This is a genomic window from Spirosoma lituiforme (assembly GCF_054776635.1).
The window spans coordinates 160,569-178,806 of sequence record NZ_BAAHBO010000003.1 but is presented as its reverse complement, the minus strand read 5'-3'; the positions used below and the strand labels follow the sequence as shown (position 1 = coordinate 178,806).

Genomic DNA, 18,238 nt, shown 5'->3' with positions numbered 1-18,238 from the left:
CGTCTCTCTATAGTTAAACGTGGAAGTTTTCCGTCACCACTTTTCCATCGAACAGGTTCACGGTACGGTGCGCAAACCCCGCGTCGTAGGGTGAGTGGGTTACCATAATGATGGTCGTGCCTTCGTCGTTCAACTCACCCAGTAGTTTCATCACTTCTTCCCCGTTTTTCGAATCGAGGTTACCCGTTGGTTCATCGGCCAAGATCAGCTTTGGTTTGGCGACTACGGCTCGCGCGATGGCTGTCCGCTGCTGCTGACCACCCGATAGCTGCTGCGGGAAGTGATTGCGACGGTGCATGATACTCATCCGCTCCAGCGCTTCTTCGACGCGCTTTTTACGTTCGTCGGGGGGCGTTTTCAGGTAAAGCAGAGGTAGTTCGACGTTTTCATACACGGTCAGTTCGTCGATCAGGTTGAAGCTCTGGAAGACAAAGCCGATGGAACCCTTACGAAGCTGTGCCCGCTGCCGTTCGGTCATTTTGGCTACCTCCGTGCCGTAGAAATTGTACTCCCCTTCGCTCGGGTTATCCAGCAAGCCCAGGATATTGAGCAGGGTGGATTTGCCGCAGCCCGATGGCCCCATGATAGCCACGAACTCGCCGTCTTTAACATCCATGTTGATGCCATTCAGGGCGGTGGTTTCTACTTCTTCGGTCGAGAAGAGTTTCTGAAGGTTGATTGTCTGGATCATATTTTTTTCTTGACAGGCTTAATAGCCGGGCCGACGTTTCGAATTTACGGGAGTAAGCAGGTTATCAATAATCCTGCAAATCCGAAATGTCGGCCCGGCTATTAAGCCTGTCGAAAGGTTAAAATTCTAAAACTTCGTTATCCCCAAAATTCTCGTAGCTGCTGGTAATTACCTGTTCGCCGGGTTGCAGGCCGTCCAGTACTTCATAAAATTCCGGGTTCTTGCGGCCCAGGGTGATCTGCCGTTTGACCGCCCGTTTCCCCGTTTTATCGACTACGTACACCCAGTTACCACCCGTGTCGGAGAAGAAACCGCCGACCGGAATAAGAGTCGCTTTGGCGGCTTTGCCCAGCTCCAGCTGAATAGGCGACGACTGGCCGCGTTTGATTCCCTGGGGGGTGCCGTTCACAAACGTCATATCCACTTCAAACCGGCCGCTTTTTACTTCGGGGTAAACCCGCTTAATTTCAAGTTCGTGCAGTTTGCCGTTGAATTCAAACGACCCTTTGAGGCCGGCAAATACCCGGCTGATGTAATGTTCATCAATGCCAACCCGCATTTTAAAGCCATTCAGGTCGTCGATCTGGCCGATGTTCTGCCCCCGGTTGATGTTTGATCCCACTTCGACATCGATGCTGGACAACTGCCCCGAGACGGGTGCTTTCACAACCAGGTTGTCGAGAGTCTGCTGCCAGAGCGCCACATTCCGTTGAGTGCGTTGCAGGGTACCTTCGAGCTGCTTAATCTGAAATTTTGCGTTTTCCTCCTGGTATTTCTGCGTTTCGATTTCAATGCCACGCTGGGTGTTCAATCGTTCGTAAGCACGTTTCGCTTTTAGATAGTCCTCTTCCGACACAACTTTATCTTTGTACAGCTTCTCCTGACGCTCGTAGGTGTCTTTTGCCTGCGAAATCTGCGCATCGACATCCGCCAGGGTTTTGCGCAAGGTGAATCGTTCAATCTGTATCCGCTGACGGGTATTCTGCAGGTCATTGACAAGCCGGTTGGCTTCGGTTTCGGACTGCAGGAAGCTCAGTTTTAGACTCTGGTTTTCGAGTTTCAGTAAGACTTCGCCCTGCTTTACCGTGTTACCCCCTTCAACGAGTTTTTGGGTTACGTATCCGCCCTCAATGGCATCCAGCCGGATCGTTTTCAGCGGCTGTACAACACCCGTTACGGCAATAAAATCCTCAAATGGGCCCGTTGATACAGCCGAAACCGTTACTTTATCTTTTTCAACATTTAGCTTCGACCGGCGATCGGCGAAGAGGAGTGTGTAAGCCAGTAAGCTTATAACCAGTACGCCCCCGCCAAAAATAGCCAGGCGTTGAGTTGTCCAGAAACGTTTAGGTAAGACGCGATCCATTAGTTTACGTAAGCGAATGAGTGAAAAACCGGGCCGCCGGAGCGGTGAAAGAGCGGGCCGTCAGTACGGTGAAAAGGCAGGCCCATACCCGAATCTCATCTGCTACTATACCCTGTGCCAATAGTCATGCCAGTTGAAGCCTATTGCTGATAGTCAGTTGTTTAAGAACTATTGCCTTATTTCGATTGTCCGCTTTCGGACGAATCTTGTCCGCTTTTATACGGCTATTCGGGTTTGGCCCTACTCGTTCGTACGATCTGTTTCAACCCCTACTTCCGCCAGAACATAGGGCGACAGCGTTTTGGCGCGGGTAGCGGGGTTTAAAAACTCGTACGTTAGCTGACTGACATGGTAATACGGGAACATGGCCAGCCGCTTCACCCGGAAACCATGGGTCTCCAGCGAACTGGCAAATTCGGCGGTCGTGAAAACCTGCTGCGGAGCTTTTTGTACCTGCGCCCGCATCGCCGAGTCGGTACGTACGTAGGAAGTTGGCGCCTGAGCGTAAAACTCATATGTCCAGAAGCTGCCGCCACCAACGCCCGTACCGGGTTCATACAGCAGGGTAGGCCGACTGGCCAGTCTGGCCTCTTCATTGACGTAGTTGGCCGTTGCCATCCCCGCCTGATACCGCAGGAGCGTCGGATACAGAAACAGATTCAGCGTGCCCGCCAGCATCAGCATGGCGCCGACCATTCGACCCGACAAGGACAACAGCGTATTTTTTCGGAAGATACTAAACGTGACCAGCGTAATGATCACGATCCAGACCAGGCCGCCGACGAGTCCAGCCGGTTTCACCAGCACCAGCAGGGCAATGGCAATGCCCGAAAAAGCCAAGCTGATACTGGTTTGCCCAACGGTCCACTTCCGCAGATTAGTTATCGTCAGGCTAACCAGAAACTGAGCGGTTATCACGGCGAAGAAGGGAAAGACGATGTTCATGTAATGGGGCAACTGAAATCCCGACAACGAAAAAAGGGCAAACGTAACCAGCCCGGTGCCCAGCGAAACGTATTCTATGGGTTCAGAAACGACGGAATCAGTAGGTCGTTTAATCAAGTCTCTGATCTGCTTTCCGATACCGATGTATAAGGGTAGAGACCAGGGTAAAAAAGCCCATAGCAGCGTATGAACAAAGAAAAACTTGTCGCCCTCTCCTTTGATTGGGCCCGTATTGAAGAACCGGCCGAACTGGCTGTCCCAGAAAAAGAAACGAATGCCTGACACCTCTTTACTCCCGAAAACAACCTTTTCCGGGTGCAGGTCGAACTGCTGATACAGACAGTAAATTTCGGGGAGGGTAAAGACAAACGACAGCACAACAGCTACATACCAGCGGGGCTTGAGTAACTCGCGCCAGTGGCCCGTTAGTAACCAGTGCACAACCAGCCCTGCCCCAATGGGAATAAGGACAAAAACACCTTTGGTCATCAGGGCGCATCCCGTAAGGAAGGAGCCAATGACCAGGTGTAGCGCCTGCTTTCTGTCGCCCAGAAACACCCGGTAGAAATGATAGACCGGACCAATGATGAGCGGCATCAAATACGGTTCCGCCCGAACATCGCTGTTTGACAGGACGCCATGAAAGGCCGTCAGAAGAACCAGCGCGGCCACTTGCGCCGTTAATGTTGAATACGTCAGGCGGACAAATTTGTACGTGTACAGAACGCTGCCTAAAAAAAACAGAAGTGCCGGAATCTTGTACGCTAGTGTGTTCACGCCAAAAATCCGGAAGCTCACGGCATCCACCCAAAACGGAAAATGGGGCTTGTCGAGCCAGTCGTCTCCCACGGCATACAAGTTCACAAAATCACCGCTTAAGGCCATCCGCTTGGCAATACAGGCGTAGAGGGCACTATCCGGCTCCATGATCGGCGGGAACAGGCCCGTGGCATTCAGGAGCACACCGACGGCTACAAGGGCGTAAAACCAGCGGTCATCAAAAGGGGGGTACTTGTCGGTCATTGGTTGGTAACGAAGACGTCAGAATGGGTAGCGTTTGCGTTCATTTATTGCCGGAGAGCCAGGTAGCGAGTGCGTAATCTGCCGGGTACATAGCCTTTATACAGGCTATCCTCCACCTACTGACAATATTGACCGCTCAACGACTTTTAACGGTCAAAGTACGTAAGAAAACCGTAATTCGTTGTTGAATCGAAACCGACGTGCAACAATTCGTTCCCTATTCTATCTTTGATGTATGCAAGATGCTAAACTCTTACTCGTTGACGATGATCCTGACGTATTACTGGCGGCCCGGCTGCTGTTGAAACGCCACGTGGGTGCGATAGACATCGAAAAAAATCCCGAAAAGCTGCCTTTCCTGCTTAACAATAACCGGTATGACGCCATTGTGCTCGACATGAATTTTCAGCGCGATGTGAGCAGTGGTCGGGAGGGGTTCGCCTGGCTCGATCGCATTCTGGATATTGATCCTAAAGCGCGGGTTGTCTTGTTTACGGCGTATGGTGATGTAGAAATGGCTGTCCGGGCCATCAAGGCTGGTGCGGTCGATTTTGTGCTGAAACCCTGGCAGAACGATAAGTTTCTGGATACCATTCGCGGGGCCGTCAACGGCAGGAAAGAGGACGTTGAGGAACGGGACGATGCTCAGAAGACTACCCGCAAGAAAGGTAGTTCGGCCAGTGCAACCATTATTGGCAGTGCCATGCGGCCAGTACTGGAAACGGTTGAACAGGTAGCGCCGACCGACGCCAACGTCTTGATTTTAGGCGAAAACGGCACGGGTAAAGATTTAATTGCCCGGGCGATTCACGAACACTCTAACCGGCGCGATAAGCCATTTGTGAGCGTCGACGTAGGTGCCCTGACCGAAAGCCTGTTCGAAAGTGAACTATTTGGCCATGTGAAGGGGGCTTTTACCGATGCCCGCGACGACCGTGCCGGGCGCTTTGAAGAAGCGAATGGGGGTACTATTTTTCTGGACGAAATTGGTAATCTGACGCCATCGCAACAGGCGAGACTCTTGACGGTACTGCAACAGCGGCAGGTCACTCGGGTGGGTTCGAACAAAGCCCGCGCACTGGATGTCCGGCTTATTTGCGCTACCAACGCCGATCTGGCCGAACGTGTCGCTGAACGGGGTTTCCGGCAGGATCTACTGTATCGGATCAATACCATTGAGTTACACCTGCCCGCGCTGCGCGAACGGCCATCTGACATTGGACCGTTGGCCGATTATTTCCTGAAAAAGTATGCTAAACAGTATAATCGGCCAGTGTCTGGCCTGAGTCCGGCGCTGCTGGCCGAGATGAAGCAATACCGCTGGCCGGGTAATGTCCGGGAATTGCAGCACGCCGTTGAGCGAGCCGTTATACTGGCTCGGCCTGAACTGGCTCGGCCTGACGGGAGTTCCGGCATATTGCTTGAGCCTGGTAATTTCGTCTTCAGAAAAGACGGGAGTGTCGCTTCGCCCGTTAACGAGACCCTGCAACTGGAAGACATGGAACGCCAACTGATTCAGCAGGCGATGCAAAAACACCGGGGAAGCATCACGGATGTAGCCCGTGAGCTGGGCGTGTCGCGGCAGGCCCTGTATCGTCGTCTGGAAAAGTTTGGCTTATAAGCCGGGCCTGATTAATTCTGTGGCAATCGCTTCCTGCGCCAGTTTGACAACTTCATCGGCCGGGCGGCCGTTAGGGTCGATACCTGGTAATACACACCACGACATGTTCGAAAAAGACCGAAGGGGAAAAAGGCCCTTTGGGTTGAAATGGCCCGTTCCACGAATGGCAATCGGTACGATAAGAGCAGCCGGTGCCCGCTTGAGCAACGTTGCCACGCCACCCGTCACAAAGGGGCGCATCTGGCCCGAAGCGGAGCGGGTCCCCTCTGGAAAAATTACGGCCGAAAGGTTTTCCTGCTGAATGAGCTTACCCAACCGGGCAATCTCTACAATAGCCTGTTTGGCATCTTTGCGATCAATGAGGGCCGCGCCACTTTTGCGCAGGTTGTAGGATACCCCCGGAATACCATGTGACAGCTCAACTTTAGACACAAACGTGGGCGTGTGCCGACGCAGAAACCAGATAATCGGCGAAATGTCAAACATACTCTGGTGGTTGGCAATGAAAATAATCGGCCGATCGACAGGAAGGTCGGTCGACTGCCGAAAACGAATCGTGCTTCCCGTCAGATACCAGCCGTACGAAATGCTGGCGTTCATCCAGTCGACTACTTTTTTGTGAGCCGGACGACCCAGCCCGTTAAACGCAATCGCCTGAGCTACGTGAAAAATGCACAATACCAATCCAAAATAAAGGAGGTAGATACAGCTCAGTATATAATCTAAACCTTTTTTCATACAGGCAAACCCCTGGTTACGGTAATGATTTGAGCCCTAAAATTAATACGGAGTCCAGTACAGCGGGAAGAAAAACAGGAGCTAATTTAAAACATCGGCTCTTTTAGCCGAACTTTGTTAAATACTGGGATAAATTGACCTTTTTCTTCGTTACTCATACATGATATTATCTGGCACACGTTTAGATGTAATGCGATACGTCGGCGAAAAAATCGACGCATCTATAGATGACTTCCTTAAACCGATCGAGACCAACTGGCAACCCGCCGATTTGCTGCCCGATACGACCAAGGAGTCCTTTTTGGATGAGGTGAAACTGCTCCGCGAAAGTACCCGCGAACTGTCCTACGACTACGTAGCGGTGCTGGTTGGCGATACCATTACCGAAGAAGCCCTGCCGACTTATGAGTCGTGGCTGATGGACATGGAAGGAATTGAGCAGGGCAGCGCAACGGCCTGGACCCGCTGGATTCGTAGCTGGACTGCCGAAGAAAACCGGCACGGCGATCTGCTGAACAAGTTTCTGTATTTGTCGGGGCGCGTTAACATGCGGGCTATGGAAGTGTCCACACAGTACCTGATTGCCGATGGGTTCGACATTGGAACCGGCAAAGATCCTTATCGCAACTTCATTTACACGTCGTTTCAGGAACTGGCCACAAACGTGTCGCACCGCCGAACCGCTACGCTGGCCAAGCAGGCCGGTTGCAACCAGCTGTCAAAAATATGCGGGGTCATTGCCTCCGACGAGATGCGCCACGCGAAAGCCTACAAAGACTTTGTCCGGCAGATTTTCGAAGTTGATCCATCCGAAATGATGCTGGCCTTCGAAGATATGATGCGCAAAAAGATCGTGATGCCCGCCCATTTTCTGCGCGAAAGTGGCGTTAAAATAGGTCAGACGTTTAGCCACTTCTCCGATGCGGCTCAACGGTTGGGCGTTTACACAACCTACGACTACATCGAAATTGCCGAAGCCCTGCTGGTCGACTGGAAAGTGGATGCGGTTACGGATCTCAACGATGCCGGCCAACGCGCCCGTGACTATGTTATGGCATTACCGGCCCGGTTGCGCCGGATTGCGGAACGTACCAAGGTACCCACGCTCGAATATCCATTTAGTTGGATTGCCAGCTAATATGGATCGATTTGCGCTCGGTATAGGCTGGCGGATTGCTGGTATCATTGGCCTTACCGGCGTGCTTACTTATTTGCAGGATCAGCAGACGAATGGCTTGCTGATCCTGCCACTCCTCCTCCTTGACCTTTTCCTGACGGTCAATCTGTACCGGTATGTGACAGGCCTGAATCGGAAATTAACGCGATTTCTGGAATCAGTCCGGTACTCCGACTTCGCGGTTTCCTTCCGGGCCGATAGTAACCTTGGTCCATCGTTTCACGAACTGAACGATCAGTTCAACGAAGTACTCGACGCTTTCCGACAGGCGCGGGCCGAAAAAGAAGCCAACTTGCATTACGTCAACACGATTGTTCAGCATGTAAATGTTGGTCTGCTCACGTTCGATGCCACCGGACAGGTGGAGTTGGTCAATCAAACCGCACTCCGGCTGCTGGGTATTTACCGGCTTCGTACCCTCAACGACCTGAACGCTACCCACGCTGATTTGGCCGATGTGCTCCGGGCATCGACCACCTCATCGACGCCGGTATCGTACCAGACCGGTACCGACGGAGAATTATCGGTACGCTGCACAGCCGTTCGGCTACGGGGGCGGCTAGTAACGGTAGCGTCCATGCAGAATATTCGCAGTGAGCTACAGCAGCGTGAACTCGATGCCTGGCAAAATCTGACCAAGGTGCTGCGGCACGAGATCATGAATTCCATCACACCGATTGTTTCGCTGGCGGGTACCATGCGCGATATTGTCGAAACGGATCTGGTGCCCCTGGCCTTACCCGGTGATGGCTCCCGGGAAACCGCAAGATTTCCGGCTGTCGTTGCTGAATCGGTCAATGACCTGCGCGACGCCCTGATGACCATTGAACAACGGGGGGCGGGTGTTATGCAATTTGTGGACGCTTACCGGCATTTTACGGCCATTCCACAGCCGGTATTTGCCGATGTTTCGGTTGAGCAATTGCTCCGTCACGTTGTTCAGCTGGTACAGTCTGATGCCCAAAAACACAGGATACCCATCTCGGTTTCTTCGCCAAATCTGGCCATCTGGGCCGATGTCGCTCAAATCGAAATGGTCCTGCTGAACCTTATCAAAAACGCGGTGGAAAGCCTGGGCAAAACGCCGAATCCAACCATTCGTCTCGACGCTGAGGCCCTGGGACCGCGTGTCGTTATCCGCGTCACCGACAACGGAACGGGTATCGAACCCGAAGCGCTGGAGCAGATTTTCATCCCCTTCTACACAACCAAAAAAACGGGCTCCGGCATCGGGCTGAGTCTTTCCCGCCAGATCATGCAACTCCACAACGGTCAGCTCACCGCCAATTCCAAACCCGGCGAAGGCAGCACATTCAGTATGACGTTCTGATGAAATTCGCTATACTTACAAAAAACACTAAAAACGCCGGGGTGATATGGAAGCGGTAACAGAGCAATCGGCATATGAGCAAGATCGCGGTAAACCTATGCCCAGTAAAGTGCATGCTTATATTCAGATGAATATCGGCTTTGAACTGAAAATCCGATATAAAGACCGATTTACATTCCTGTCTGAACTTAGCCTTGATTTAGATGGCTGGTAGTCAGTGCCTGATTTGTCGATTTATTCGAAGATGGCGATAGATGTGCGCCGGGATGAGATTCGAATGACAGTGCCCCCGTTATGCGCTATCGAAATCATATCACCTATGCAAAGCCTGCAGGAGTTGGTTGACAAAGCGAAGGCATATTTTGAGCATGGTGTTCAATCCTGCTGGTTAGTATTCCCTGGCCTTCGTTCCATTTATGTGTTTAGTTCATTCGACCCAAGTTGATGACAATCATCATTTTCTCCAATTCTCCAGCCAATACATAAGCCGCTAAGGTCTTACCGCAGCCCGATGGACCGTAGAATAACACCTTATTTGATATAGGTAGATCGTATTGACGGAGTAGTTCGATAGAACGATGCTCTTCAATAAAATAAGCCAAATCTGATTGTACGGTTTCTGAACAGACCAGATTAGGAAACCGATAATCAGACGTGATCTTTTCAAGTATAAAATCACTTACCTCACGATCTTCTTCCCTTAATATACGTTCAGGAGAACCCAGCTTTACGCTTCCATTAGTCTGCTGTTGCCGAATCGCATCCTTTAAAATTGACTTTCTTTGCTTGCTTCGAGTGCTCAATCAGTTCATTAAGGGTAAATAGAAGCTTTTCTTAGTCGTTCTCCAAGCCATACTTCGCTATCTCCTTAATGTAATCTATTTATTGCATTATCTCCTGTAAATTATGCAAAATAACGAAGAAGACACCGCCGTATTACAAAGCCATGCATTTAATCCTGATACTTAATCTATACGATAAAGTGTTTGATTCGCGTGATTAAGCCAATACACTTGAAGCAAATGTCAGTCTTTCGTGGGGACATAGCAAGGGTTATGCGTTTGAGCGCCCTAGCTTCTCTAGCAGTGGCCGGATTGGGTCGCGCAAAAGTTAGCCTACTCGCTCAGGTTGGTTTTGCCCAAGGTGAACGCGACAACCTTCTTTGATTGTCGTTAACAGAGCAGCAGATACAAACAAGATTAAACTGGCTGAAAACTAACGGGCCTACGATACAAAATGCCAACAGACACCAGCCAGGTCGATCAGATTCACTTCCCGGCCATAAGACTGATCGGTTGGCTTGCTGAGTCGAATGCCGAACGTTTCGGGAAGTTGCTTTTCCGTCATTTCCTGCCAGAACTCGTCGGCGTTGGTGATGCGCACATTGAGCATTAGGTTTTCGGCAAATGCTACGTTGTCATACTTCTGTAAGATGAATTTGCAGCTGTCCCGCTCAAACCCGACGTAGTCGCCCGCGTCCCAGTTGATTGTGAATCCTACTGCCTGAAAAAGTTGTTTGGCCTTGTCAAAATCAGTTCCTGATGGAACAAAGGGTTCGAGTGATAAAAATTGCATCATAAGCAATTGGGTTTAACGAATTCATACATTCGGGGACAATCAGTCCGGCTCCACTGGCCTTTACGCCAACGCCTTGGCAAACATACCCAGCCGTTCCCGCAGCGAATACCCGCTGATGTCGGTGCGAAGGGTGCCCTGTGCGTTGAATACCCGCAGCTCGTAAGAAAGATGGGTGTATTTGTCCAGCGCGTTGAACCAGGCCGTACGGTCCATGTACGGGGCCAGCAGAATACGAGCCTGGCTCAGCGCGCGGTGCTGTCGGGGCGACCAGATGGGCCGGTGCCGATACGCGTACCCCTGGCCGTTGAGCAGGTCGGGCAACACCTGGGGCGGTGCCGTCGGAACCAGTTCGGCCAGTAAGTAAAGTCCCAGTTCCACATTGAGCAGTCGGTTGGCTACCATGCCCGGTAACGCATGCCGAAAGCGAAGCCGGGTCGCCAGTGGCTCCTGCCAGTGTAACAGACTGGCAAGGGCCGGGCGGGAAACGCGGGAGGTGGAAAGGAGCGTGTTCATTCGTCGTGTTGTTTATTGTTCGTATCAAAATTAATTCTACCAGAACGTAATCTTTTTACGTTGTTCTCTTTTTGTAGAAAAAATTTTGACTGCATAAACGAGAAATAGAATCACCTGCTTTAGCCAGCCCTATAGAAACGAGAAGCAGTTGTCTGCAGTGACAATAGTCGGGCTGCGGACAACTGCTTTTTATACGTTGTAGCCGGGTAATCGGTTACCGATGTATGTACTGCCTGGAGGCAGGCGCCATGATGCGCTTTGGTGGCGTGTTGTGGGTTATGGTGTGTAAATGCAGGTGTACGCAGAGCCGAATACATCGCCTGCATACACCTGCCAGAAAAAGAATAAGCCGGAGTCTCATTGCAATGAGGGAGCGAATCTTGGAAAGTGGAACACGCGGTGCGCACCGCTGTCGTCGAAGGTCCAGTTCTCCCAGAGGCTGATCACAAACAGCCATTGGGATACGTCGGCCTGGCGGGCTTCGTAGCCGCGTTGGCGCAGGGCTTTTTTTACGGCCATCGTGGTGGTACTGCCTTCGGCCAGAATAAGCGCTGTTGCGGTGAAACGCACGACAAGCGGGTCCAGTTGTTTGCGTTGTAATTCCATATTAGACCTTGATTTTGACAATATACCGAATCGCACATTGTGCTGGTTGATAAGCCGTAAGCTCCGGCTGGTCACCTACATGCACCTCATAGATCGTCAGATAATCCTCACCAACAGCCTGTGTCGACAGAGTGGCGTGCAGGCTCGACAGGCCGTTCTCCCCGTGGCTATTATGCCAGAGCGCCTGCGTTCTACGGGATAGCTGCTGCCGAACGTAGGTATCGAAAGCAAGATCGGCATCCGGGTGCCGGATGCTAAACGCTGCCTCGAACTTGTCGGCGTGGTTACCCATCATTCGTTTGATCAGCGTTTGTGTCTGGCTGTCGGTTACAGGATTGATGATCAGATCCTTGTTCGCGAAGAGTGTGGCAGGAGCTGATTCGGTAAACGACGGCGTCTGGTCCGTATATCCCATGGTCTCCTGCCTGATTTTTTGCGCCCACTGATCTGTTGTGCGAGTAGCCTTACTGCGGTACGTAGCCGGGGCAGACTGGCCCCATACCCGTTGTATCAACTGGTTAAGCATGGTTGTGATAGAAAATTAAGCGTTGAAATAGGTATTGATCAGGCCAGCATTTTGCGTAGCACGCCCAGTCGATTACGGGAAAAGCCAACTGTTTTCTCCGAAAAGTGGCTGCCATCGCTGCTCAAGTCATAGGCCAGCCGGTGTGCGGGGGCAGCTGCGTAGGCGTCCAGCAAAGCCTGCCAGTGGAGGCTATTGGTAAAGTGAGCCAGTAAAAGCCGACCTCGGTTCAGGTATTTTTTTTGTTTAGCCGACAGGCTTGGCCAGCAGGCATCGTCGGGCCGGAGCAGGGCCGGTAATGCCGTTGGGGGGGCTGTGGGATGTAGCTGCTGAAGCAGAAATAAACCCAGTTCAAGGTCAACTAACTGCCGGGTCGAAAGCGACGGGCGGGACGTGTAAGCCGGGGTGTTTGAGTACGGACGCTGTGTATGAGTCATGAGATAGTCTAAGTAATGTCCGGTTCAAAAGTATACCTATCAAGACGTAATCTATTTACGGTCTTCTTTTTTTATTTAAGAAAAAATTTTCCATGTTTGTAGTGGTCAGAACGCAAGGGATTGCGTCTCCACACATTAAACATGCCTATAACCCGCTCTGCCTTCCAGCGCTACCGGCTCATCGATGAGATTATCAGTCGGTACCCACGCCGTTATTCCAAACAGCAACTATTTGAGCTATGCCAAGACAAATGCGGGATTCGGTCTGTATCGTCGCTGGAAAAGGATATTCAGCGGATGCGCGAAGATCATGACGCGCCCATCGAGTACGACAAGCGGGCCAATGGCTATTATTACAGCAATCCGCAGTTCCGCTTGCTGAATCTGATGCTCGCACCCGAAGACATGGAAGCGCTCGATTACGCCCGCGAGGTGCTGGCTGCTACCCAGGGGGCCACCGTGGCCGATGAGTTGACGAATGCCCTGCAGAAAGTGCGGCAGAGTCTGGATATTATTCGTGAGGTGAAAAGCGATGACCGGGGCGCACCATCTACATCGCGCCGGATTGTGTATGTGGAAGAGAAAATTCTGGGCGGTAACCGTCAGTTTGTGCCGATGCTCATTCGGGCGATCAACCAGAGTCGGCAGGTGGCGTTTCGCTATCTGAAATACGAAGAGGTTACCCCCGTTGCAACAGGGAAAGTTTCGCGAAAAGGCAAGCAGGCTAACCCCGTGCTTACGCAGGCCGATCGGCCCAAGCTGCGTATTCTGCACCCAATTCTGTTGCGCGAAGTAGCCGATAGCTGGTACGTAATCGGGTATGATGCGGTAAGCGGAGGGGAGAAAACCTTCGCCCTCGATCGGATGAGTGAACTCGAACTGCTGGATGATCCCTGCGATGTTCCGCCCGCCATACTGGCCAACGTAAGCGACCTGTTCGAGCATATTTACGGCATTACTGACAGCCACGGACCCGTCGAAAACATTATTCTCTCGTTCAGTCCGCTCTTCGGTCGTTATGTAAAAGCCAAGCCGATTCACCAGACCCAGGAGGTGCTGAGCGATACCGATACCGAATGCATTGTGCGCCTGCGACTGGCTCCCAACCGGGATTTGCTCATGCACCTGCGGAGCTACGGAGAGCATCTGACGGTTCTGGAACCCGCCAGCCTGGTGCAGGAAATAAAAACATCGCTGGAGGCAACGATCGCCCGGTATCAGGTAAACGCGTAAGATCATGCCCACGTTTACCACGATTCTTCAAAAGTTCGACGAGAAAGGCGAGAAAACCGGCTGGACGTACATTGACGTTCCGCTCGCTGTAACAGACGCCATCAGACCCGGCCAGAAAACATCGTTCCGGGTGAAAGGAATGCTGGATAATGTTCCCATCAGCCTGGCCGCTTTACTACCTATGGGTAAGTCTGGCGACGGGGAGGGCGGGTTTATCATGCCCGTCAATGCAACCATGCGCCGGGGCATTCGAAAAGAAGCCGGGGCCACCGTTCGGGTTGACCTGGAGTTTGATGATTCGCCCCTGCCGATCTCAGCTGATCTGCTCGCCTGCCTGGACGATGACCCGGCTGCACAGGCCCATTTTCAGACGTTAAGTCGAGGCCATCAGACCTATTTCAGCAAGTGGATCGACGAGGCCAAAACTGCTGATACCAAAACCAAACGATTGACACAGGCTGTTATGGGTCTAGCCATGGGTATGGATTTTGGTCAAATGATCCGGTACTTTAAAAAGCAGGCATGAAGGCTCGAACCGGCTGGGCGGACCAACCGGTTCGAATCTTTGTTAATTAAACGGAATGGTCAGTTTAAGGCAGATATTTCGGCCCATACCGAACATGCCCAGACGTCCGTTGGGTGACTGTGTGAAATATTCGAAATACTTCAACCGGCTCAGGTTCGACTGGTAGGCTACGTCAAAAATGTTGTTGACCTGGAACAACAACCGAAGGCCGGGCTTGTCCTTGCCAACGTGAATAAGCCCGTCGATGCCCGCATTCACAAGCGTGTAAGCGGCCGTAGCTGTTTCCGTATCGTTCAGGCCCAGGTACCGATCCTGCCGGGCATTGTAATCGACATCCGCTTTGATGGTCACGTCCGACAGCCACTGCCGTTTCATCGATAACGTCTGACTCACGCCCGTCGCCACGCGCAGGGGCGGAATAAACGGCAGATACTCGCCATTGATGCCCGCATCCGTGTAACGTAGGCCCCGGTTGTAGCCATAAACGACCACAACGCTGTTGTCGAAACTGAACCCGCGCCAACTGGTGGGATGCAGACTAAACTGGGTTTCGAAGCCATACAGCTGCGCCGACGATTGCTGGTACTGGTAGGTTTTGTTACCCGGTACAATGACCACCGGTTCGCCCTGATCGTCGACCAGCTGGGACAACGAAATGTAATTCTCAATGAAGTTGTTGAAAACGCTCACCCCCAGATTAACGTCGGGGAAAGTAGCGGTCAGGCCAATGTCTTCCTGCAAACTGAATTCAGGCTTGAAATTCCGGTTGCCGATGTACACAATGTGCGCGCCGGGATCAAGACCGTTCGACGCGATTTCGGTAATGCTGGGTGCCCGATAACCCCGGGCGATGTTGGCCTTGAGTGCCAGTTTTTCGGAGAATTCGTACGTCAGACCAACGCTGGCTGATATACCCGTAAACGATTGGTCGAGCCGGGGAAATTGCAGGGTGGCCCCGGCTGTATCGGGTAGAGTGACGTGTTTATCGAAGCCAGTTCTGGGGTCGTTCCGAACATAAAAATCATTGCCCGTCAACTGACGCTTGTCGTAGCGTAATCCGCCACTCAGGGTCAATTTATCGGCCTGGTATTTCAGGAAAACGAAGCTGCCAACATCGAATAGCCGGTAGTCGGGAATGGGAAAGTCCGTTCCGTTTTTATTTTTATTTGACTGGAGCATGCCATTAACGCCAATGGTGGAAGCCAGCCGACCCAGGTTAGGCAAATTGTACCGCAGGCCGTAATTGAACGTATTGAGCCGTACGTATAAACCAGCCTGTTCGGGCTGTGTGGGGTGGTTATACTCCCGGCGAACGTTCTGCTGGAAAGCCAGCAGGATATCGATTTCGCCGTTGCCAACCTGATAATGGTTGTTGGTGTGCAACCGGTAATGCTGAATCCGCTGGTGCAGGGGGCTTAGTTGGTACGACGTTAATTCGCTGGCCGGAACGATGGGGCGGTTCTTTATATCATCCAGATCGGACTCGGCTACCTGCCGCGTAAACTGCCGCGTGAGCGAATCCCGGCTACCGTCGGGAATGCCCTGTAAGTTGTCGTATAGCGACGCGCCGAATCGGGAGTAGCCCTTAGACCCCGAGTACCCGAGCATGGTCGTTAGCGTTCGCTCCGAAAAGCCCGTATTGTAGACGCGCCCGTCTACGCTGTTCTGGTAGTTGGTAGCCGCCCGAATGGAGCCGCGCAGGTTCCAGGCCCAGCGCGACCCGCCCGAGGCCAGACTGATCGACTCCCCCAGCAGCCGGTTATTCGACTGGTATTCCGTAACCAGCCATACTTTGATTTTGCCTTCCGTATCTTTCGGGTACATCGGCAGCATACTGACAACCCCCGCCAGCGCGTCGGAGCCATACATCAAACTGGCGGGGCCTTTGATTACTTCGGCCCGGTCGATGTTGTAGTTGTCGACTTCGATACCGTGCTCATCGCCCCACTGCTGGCCCTCCTGCCGAACCCCGTCGTAGAGGGTGAGCACCCGATTATAGCCCAGTCCGCGAATAAACGGTTTTGAGATGTTGGGCCCGGTTTTTACGGCGTTCAGGCCGGGCGCATTCTTGACCAGCACATCGATGATGTTGCTGCTGGCCGTTGTTTCGATGGACTTGTGCGAGATCGCCAGGATGGCCACCGGGTTTTGCCGAAGCAACGTGCCCCGCGTAACCCCCGTGACGACTACCTCGTTCAATGCATTGACAACGGGCAGTAGCGTTGCCGTATATACGTTGTTGCCCGGCCCGATTGCCAGGGTATCTGCTTTATAGCCGATGCAGGAAATGACCAGTGCGTGAGGCAGCGAATCAGCTTTTATGGACAGCGAAAATTGGCCACGGGCATCGGTGAGCGCTCCTTTGTTCTGTCCCATAAGGCTCACGTTGCCAAACGGGATTGGTTTGCGCGTATCGGCATCGGTGACCGATCCGCGAATGGTTCGATTGGGGGTGGGTTGTGCATACGCAGAACCCTCGATCAGTCCGAGACCAATCAACAGGAAAAATAATTTCATTCAGGATGTGTCGTTTGATTGATTAGTTCAGCAGCATGCAGCGAAAATCACTGGTTCAGAAGCCAGCGTGTGCACTACCAGGAAATCAACAAACGATGGGCGGACCCCGATGGGAGAAGCAATGAAACGGCGAATAGGACTGAAAGGGACGGTTGGTAAACAAAAAAACCGGCCGTAGATGTGTCCTGAGAAGAAATAAAAAGGCGAAGAAACTACTGACAACGACCGGTAAATGCGCGGCCAGATCGAGCAACAGAATTTCCTGCGCGGTGTGGGTATTGGGTAAAATCGGGCTCTTCCCGAAAGGCCAGTAGGGGTGTGCGTGAACAATTAATCGGCCATCAGATAACCGGTGCGCGTGGCGAAACACCACCCCATTGAGCCACATCGCCAGAAACAGGCCAAGTAACAAGCGGGCTACGCGCAACCGATTCATATGGAGCCAATCAATCATTCAATACAAGCTTAGTTGATAGGGTGGCAACCGTTATACTGTCAAAGATACGAGTTGACAATACAAATGGGTTTAGGCGAGTCTAAAAATTCTTTACTTTGATTGACTGGTCTTGATAATCAAGCTAGTAGAGCGAGTAAAACAAAATGCAATCTGCTCTACGCAAACTTCTTTACGAACTTTCTGCCATCCTTCGCGACCTTTGCCATCAGACCATTATTCCTATGAACGTAGAAAGCAAAACCATTATCATTTCGGGCGCGTCGCGGGGAATTGGCCGGGCAACCGCCTTACTGCTGGCGCAACACGGCGCGAACGTAGTTGTTACCGCCCGCAACGCCGACGACCTGAACCAACTCGCCAAAGAAGCAACGGAAGGACACGTCCGGGGAAAAGTTATTGCTCAGGCGGGCGACGTTGCCAGCGAGTCAGACATGGCTGCGGTTGTCCAGCTGGCGCTTGATCAGTTTGGCCGCATCGACGTGGTGATCAACAACGCGGGCTACGGCGTTTTCAAAAATGTCGACGACATCACGGTCGACGAATGGGATGCGCTGATGGCCACCAACGTGAAAGGTACATTTGTCCTGACTAAAGCCGCTTTACCAACCATGAAAGCACAGGGTTCGGGCCACGTCGTTGTGGTAGCCTCGGACGTAGCCAAGCGGACGTTTGCCGGCGGATCGTTATATACCGCCAGCAAGTATGCTCAGGAAGCGTTTATGGGTGCGCTGCGCAAAGAGGTTCGCTCGTTTGGCATTAAAGTGACAGGCGTGTACTCCGGCTTGGTCGATTCCCATTTCCACGCCAAAGGTCACGGCCACGAAACTTCCCAGAACTGGCTCCAAAGCGAAGACATGGCCGAGTCGATGCTCTTCATTGTCAGCCGCCCCGCCCACGTGGTGATTGATGAATTCATGGTGCACCCGCTGGCACAGGAGTACTAGGTTTTATGTAGGA

At 52.3% G+C, this 18,238-nt stretch carries 20 protein-coding genes; 8 read left to right on the top strand and 12 right to left on the bottom strand.

Annotated features, from left to right (window positions below):
- Positions 1-13: 13 nt before the first annotated feature.
- The 3 genes from ACYU87_RS13040 to ACYU87_RS13030 form a co-directional block, all read right to left on the bottom strand.
- On the bottom strand, positions 14-691 hold the full coding sequence (locus ACYU87_RS13040; protein ID WP_046577604.1) for an ABC transporter ATP-binding protein: 678 nt from the start codon (positions 689-691) through the stop codon (positions 14-16).
- A 118-nt stretch (positions 692-809) separates the two neighbouring features.
- Complete coding sequence (locus ACYU87_RS13035; protein ID WP_461134521.1) at positions 810-2,057, bottom strand: efflux RND transporter periplasmic adaptor subunit; 1,248 nt, start codon at positions 2,055-2,057, stop codon at positions 810-812.
- Positions 2,058-2,297: 240 nt separating this feature from the next.
- On the bottom strand, positions 2,298-4,025 hold the full coding sequence (locus ACYU87_RS13030) for an ArnT family glycosyltransferase (RefSeq protein ID WP_461134520.1): 1,728 nt from the start codon (positions 4,023-4,025) through the stop codon (positions 2,298-2,300).
- A 235-nt stretch (positions 4,026-4,260) separates the two neighbouring features.
- Between ACYU87_RS13030 and ACYU87_RS13025 the strand changes: the two genes are divergently transcribed.
- The gene (locus ACYU87_RS13025; protein ID WP_461134519.1) at positions 4,261-5,646 is read left to right on the top strand and encodes a sigma-54-dependent transcriptional regulator; all 1,386 of its coding nucleotides are present in this window, start codon (positions 4,261-4,263) and stop codon (positions 5,644-5,646) included.
- Here ACYU87_RS13025 and ACYU87_RS13020 read toward each other — a convergent pair.
- On the bottom strand, positions 5,641-6,384 hold the full coding sequence (locus ACYU87_RS13020; RefSeq protein ID WP_461134518.1) for a lysophospholipid acyltransferase family protein: 744 nt from the start codon (positions 6,382-6,384) through the stop codon (positions 5,641-5,643). The genes ACYU87_RS13025 and ACYU87_RS13020 overlap by 6 nt on opposite strands.
- Before the next feature lie 160 nt (positions 6,385-6,544).
- On the opposite strand from ACYU87_RS13020, the gene ACYU87_RS13015 reads away from it, so the two are divergent.
- The 4 genes from ACYU87_RS13015 to ACYU87_RS13000 are packed head-to-tail and all read left to right on the top strand — an operon-like array spanning position 6,545 to position 9,336.
- A complete protein-coding gene (locus tag ACYU87_RS13015) occupies positions 6,545-7,522 on the top strand; it encodes an acyl-ACP desaturase (RefSeq protein WP_461134517.1) in 978 nt (325 codons plus the stop codon).
- Position 7,523: 1 nt separating this feature from the next.
- A complete protein-coding gene (locus tag ACYU87_RS13010) occupies positions 7,524-8,891 on the top strand; it encodes a sensor histidine kinase (RefSeq protein ID WP_461134516.1) in 1,368 nt (455 codons plus the stop codon).
- Between the two features lie 46 nt (positions 8,892-8,937).
- On the top strand, positions 8,938-9,105 hold the full coding sequence (locus ACYU87_RS13005; protein ID WP_461134515.1) for a hypothetical protein: 168 nt from the start codon (positions 8,938-8,940) through the stop codon (positions 9,103-9,105).
- Positions 9,106-9,135: 30 nt separating this feature from the next.
- Complete coding sequence (locus ACYU87_RS13000; protein WP_461134514.1) at positions 9,136-9,336, top strand: Uma2 family endonuclease; 201 nt, start codon at positions 9,136-9,138, stop codon at positions 9,334-9,336.
- Here the strand turns inward: ACYU87_RS13000 and ACYU87_RS12995 are convergent.
- From ACYU87_RS12995 to ACYU87_RS12970, 6 genes are all read right to left on the bottom strand, one after another.
- Positions 9,314-9,694: an AAA family ATPase gene (locus ACYU87_RS12995; protein WP_461134513.1), complete on the bottom strand. Its 381-nt coding sequence runs from the start codon at positions 9,692-9,694 to the stop codon at positions 9,314-9,316. The two genes, ACYU87_RS13000 and ACYU87_RS12995, sit on opposite strands and share 23 nt — an antisense overlap.
- Positions 9,695-10,115: 421 nt before the next feature.
- The gene (locus ACYU87_RS12990) at positions 10,116-10,469 is read right to left on the bottom strand and encodes a VOC family protein (RefSeq protein ID WP_461134512.1); all 354 of its coding nucleotides are present in this window, start codon (positions 10,467-10,469) and stop codon (positions 10,116-10,118) included.
- 60 nt (positions 10,470-10,529) lie between these two features.
- Positions 10,530-10,982: a pPIWI_RE_Z domain-containing protein gene (locus tag ACYU87_RS12985; RefSeq protein WP_461134511.1), complete on the bottom strand. Its 453-nt coding sequence runs from the start codon at positions 10,980-10,982 to the stop codon at positions 10,530-10,532.
- Positions 10,983-11,339: 357 nt separating this feature from the next.
- Positions 11,340-11,588, bottom strand: a complete 249-nt coding sequence (locus ACYU87_RS12980; protein WP_461134510.1) for a hypothetical protein — start codon at positions 11,586-11,588, stop codon at positions 11,340-11,342.
- Between the two features lies 1 nt (position 11,589).
- On the bottom strand, positions 11,590-12,114 hold the full coding sequence (locus tag ACYU87_RS12975; RefSeq protein ID WP_461134509.1) for a hypothetical protein: 525 nt from the start codon (positions 12,112-12,114) through the stop codon (positions 11,590-11,592).
- A 38-nt stretch (positions 12,115-12,152) separates the two neighbouring features.
- Complete coding sequence (locus ACYU87_RS12970; RefSeq protein WP_461134508.1) at positions 12,153-12,548, bottom strand: pPIWI_RE_Z domain-containing protein; 396 nt, start codon at positions 12,546-12,548, stop codon at positions 12,153-12,155.
- Between the two features lie 141 nt (positions 12,549-12,689).
- Between ACYU87_RS12970 and ACYU87_RS12965 the strand changes: the two genes are divergently transcribed.
- Entirely contained in the window at positions 12,690-13,781 is a 1,092-nt protein-coding gene (locus ACYU87_RS12965) for a helix-turn-helix transcriptional regulator (RefSeq protein ID WP_461134507.1), read from the top strand.
- 4 nt (positions 13,782-13,785) lie between these two features.
- Entirely contained in the window at positions 13,786-14,307 is a 522-nt protein-coding gene (locus tag ACYU87_RS12960) for a DUF1905 domain-containing protein (RefSeq protein WP_461134506.1), read from the top strand.
- A 42-nt stretch (positions 14,308-14,349) separates the two neighbouring features.
- On the opposite strand, the gene ACYU87_RS12955 is transcribed toward ACYU87_RS12960, so the two are convergent.
- Both ACYU87_RS12955 and ACYU87_RS12950 read right to left on the bottom strand, forming a co-directional pair.
- The gene (locus ACYU87_RS12955; RefSeq protein WP_461134505.1) at positions 14,350-16,824 is read right to left on the bottom strand and encodes a TonB-dependent receptor; all 2,475 of its coding nucleotides are present in this window, start codon (positions 16,822-16,824) and stop codon (positions 14,350-14,352) included.
- 85 nt (positions 16,825-16,909) lie between these two features.
- On the bottom strand, positions 16,910-17,278 hold the full coding sequence (locus tag ACYU87_RS12950; RefSeq protein WP_461134504.1) for a hypothetical protein: 369 nt from the start codon (positions 17,276-17,278) through the stop codon (positions 16,910-16,912).
- A gap of 224 nt (positions 17,279-17,502) precedes the next feature.
- On the opposite strand from ACYU87_RS12950, the gene ACYU87_RS12945 reads away from it, so the two are divergent.
- Positions 17,503-18,225, top strand: coding sequence for an SDR family oxidoreductase (locus ACYU87_RS12945; protein ID WP_461134976.1), 723 nt, complete (start codon positions 17,503-17,505; stop codon positions 18,223-18,225).
- The last annotated feature ends 13 nt before the right edge of the window (positions 18,226-18,238 follow it).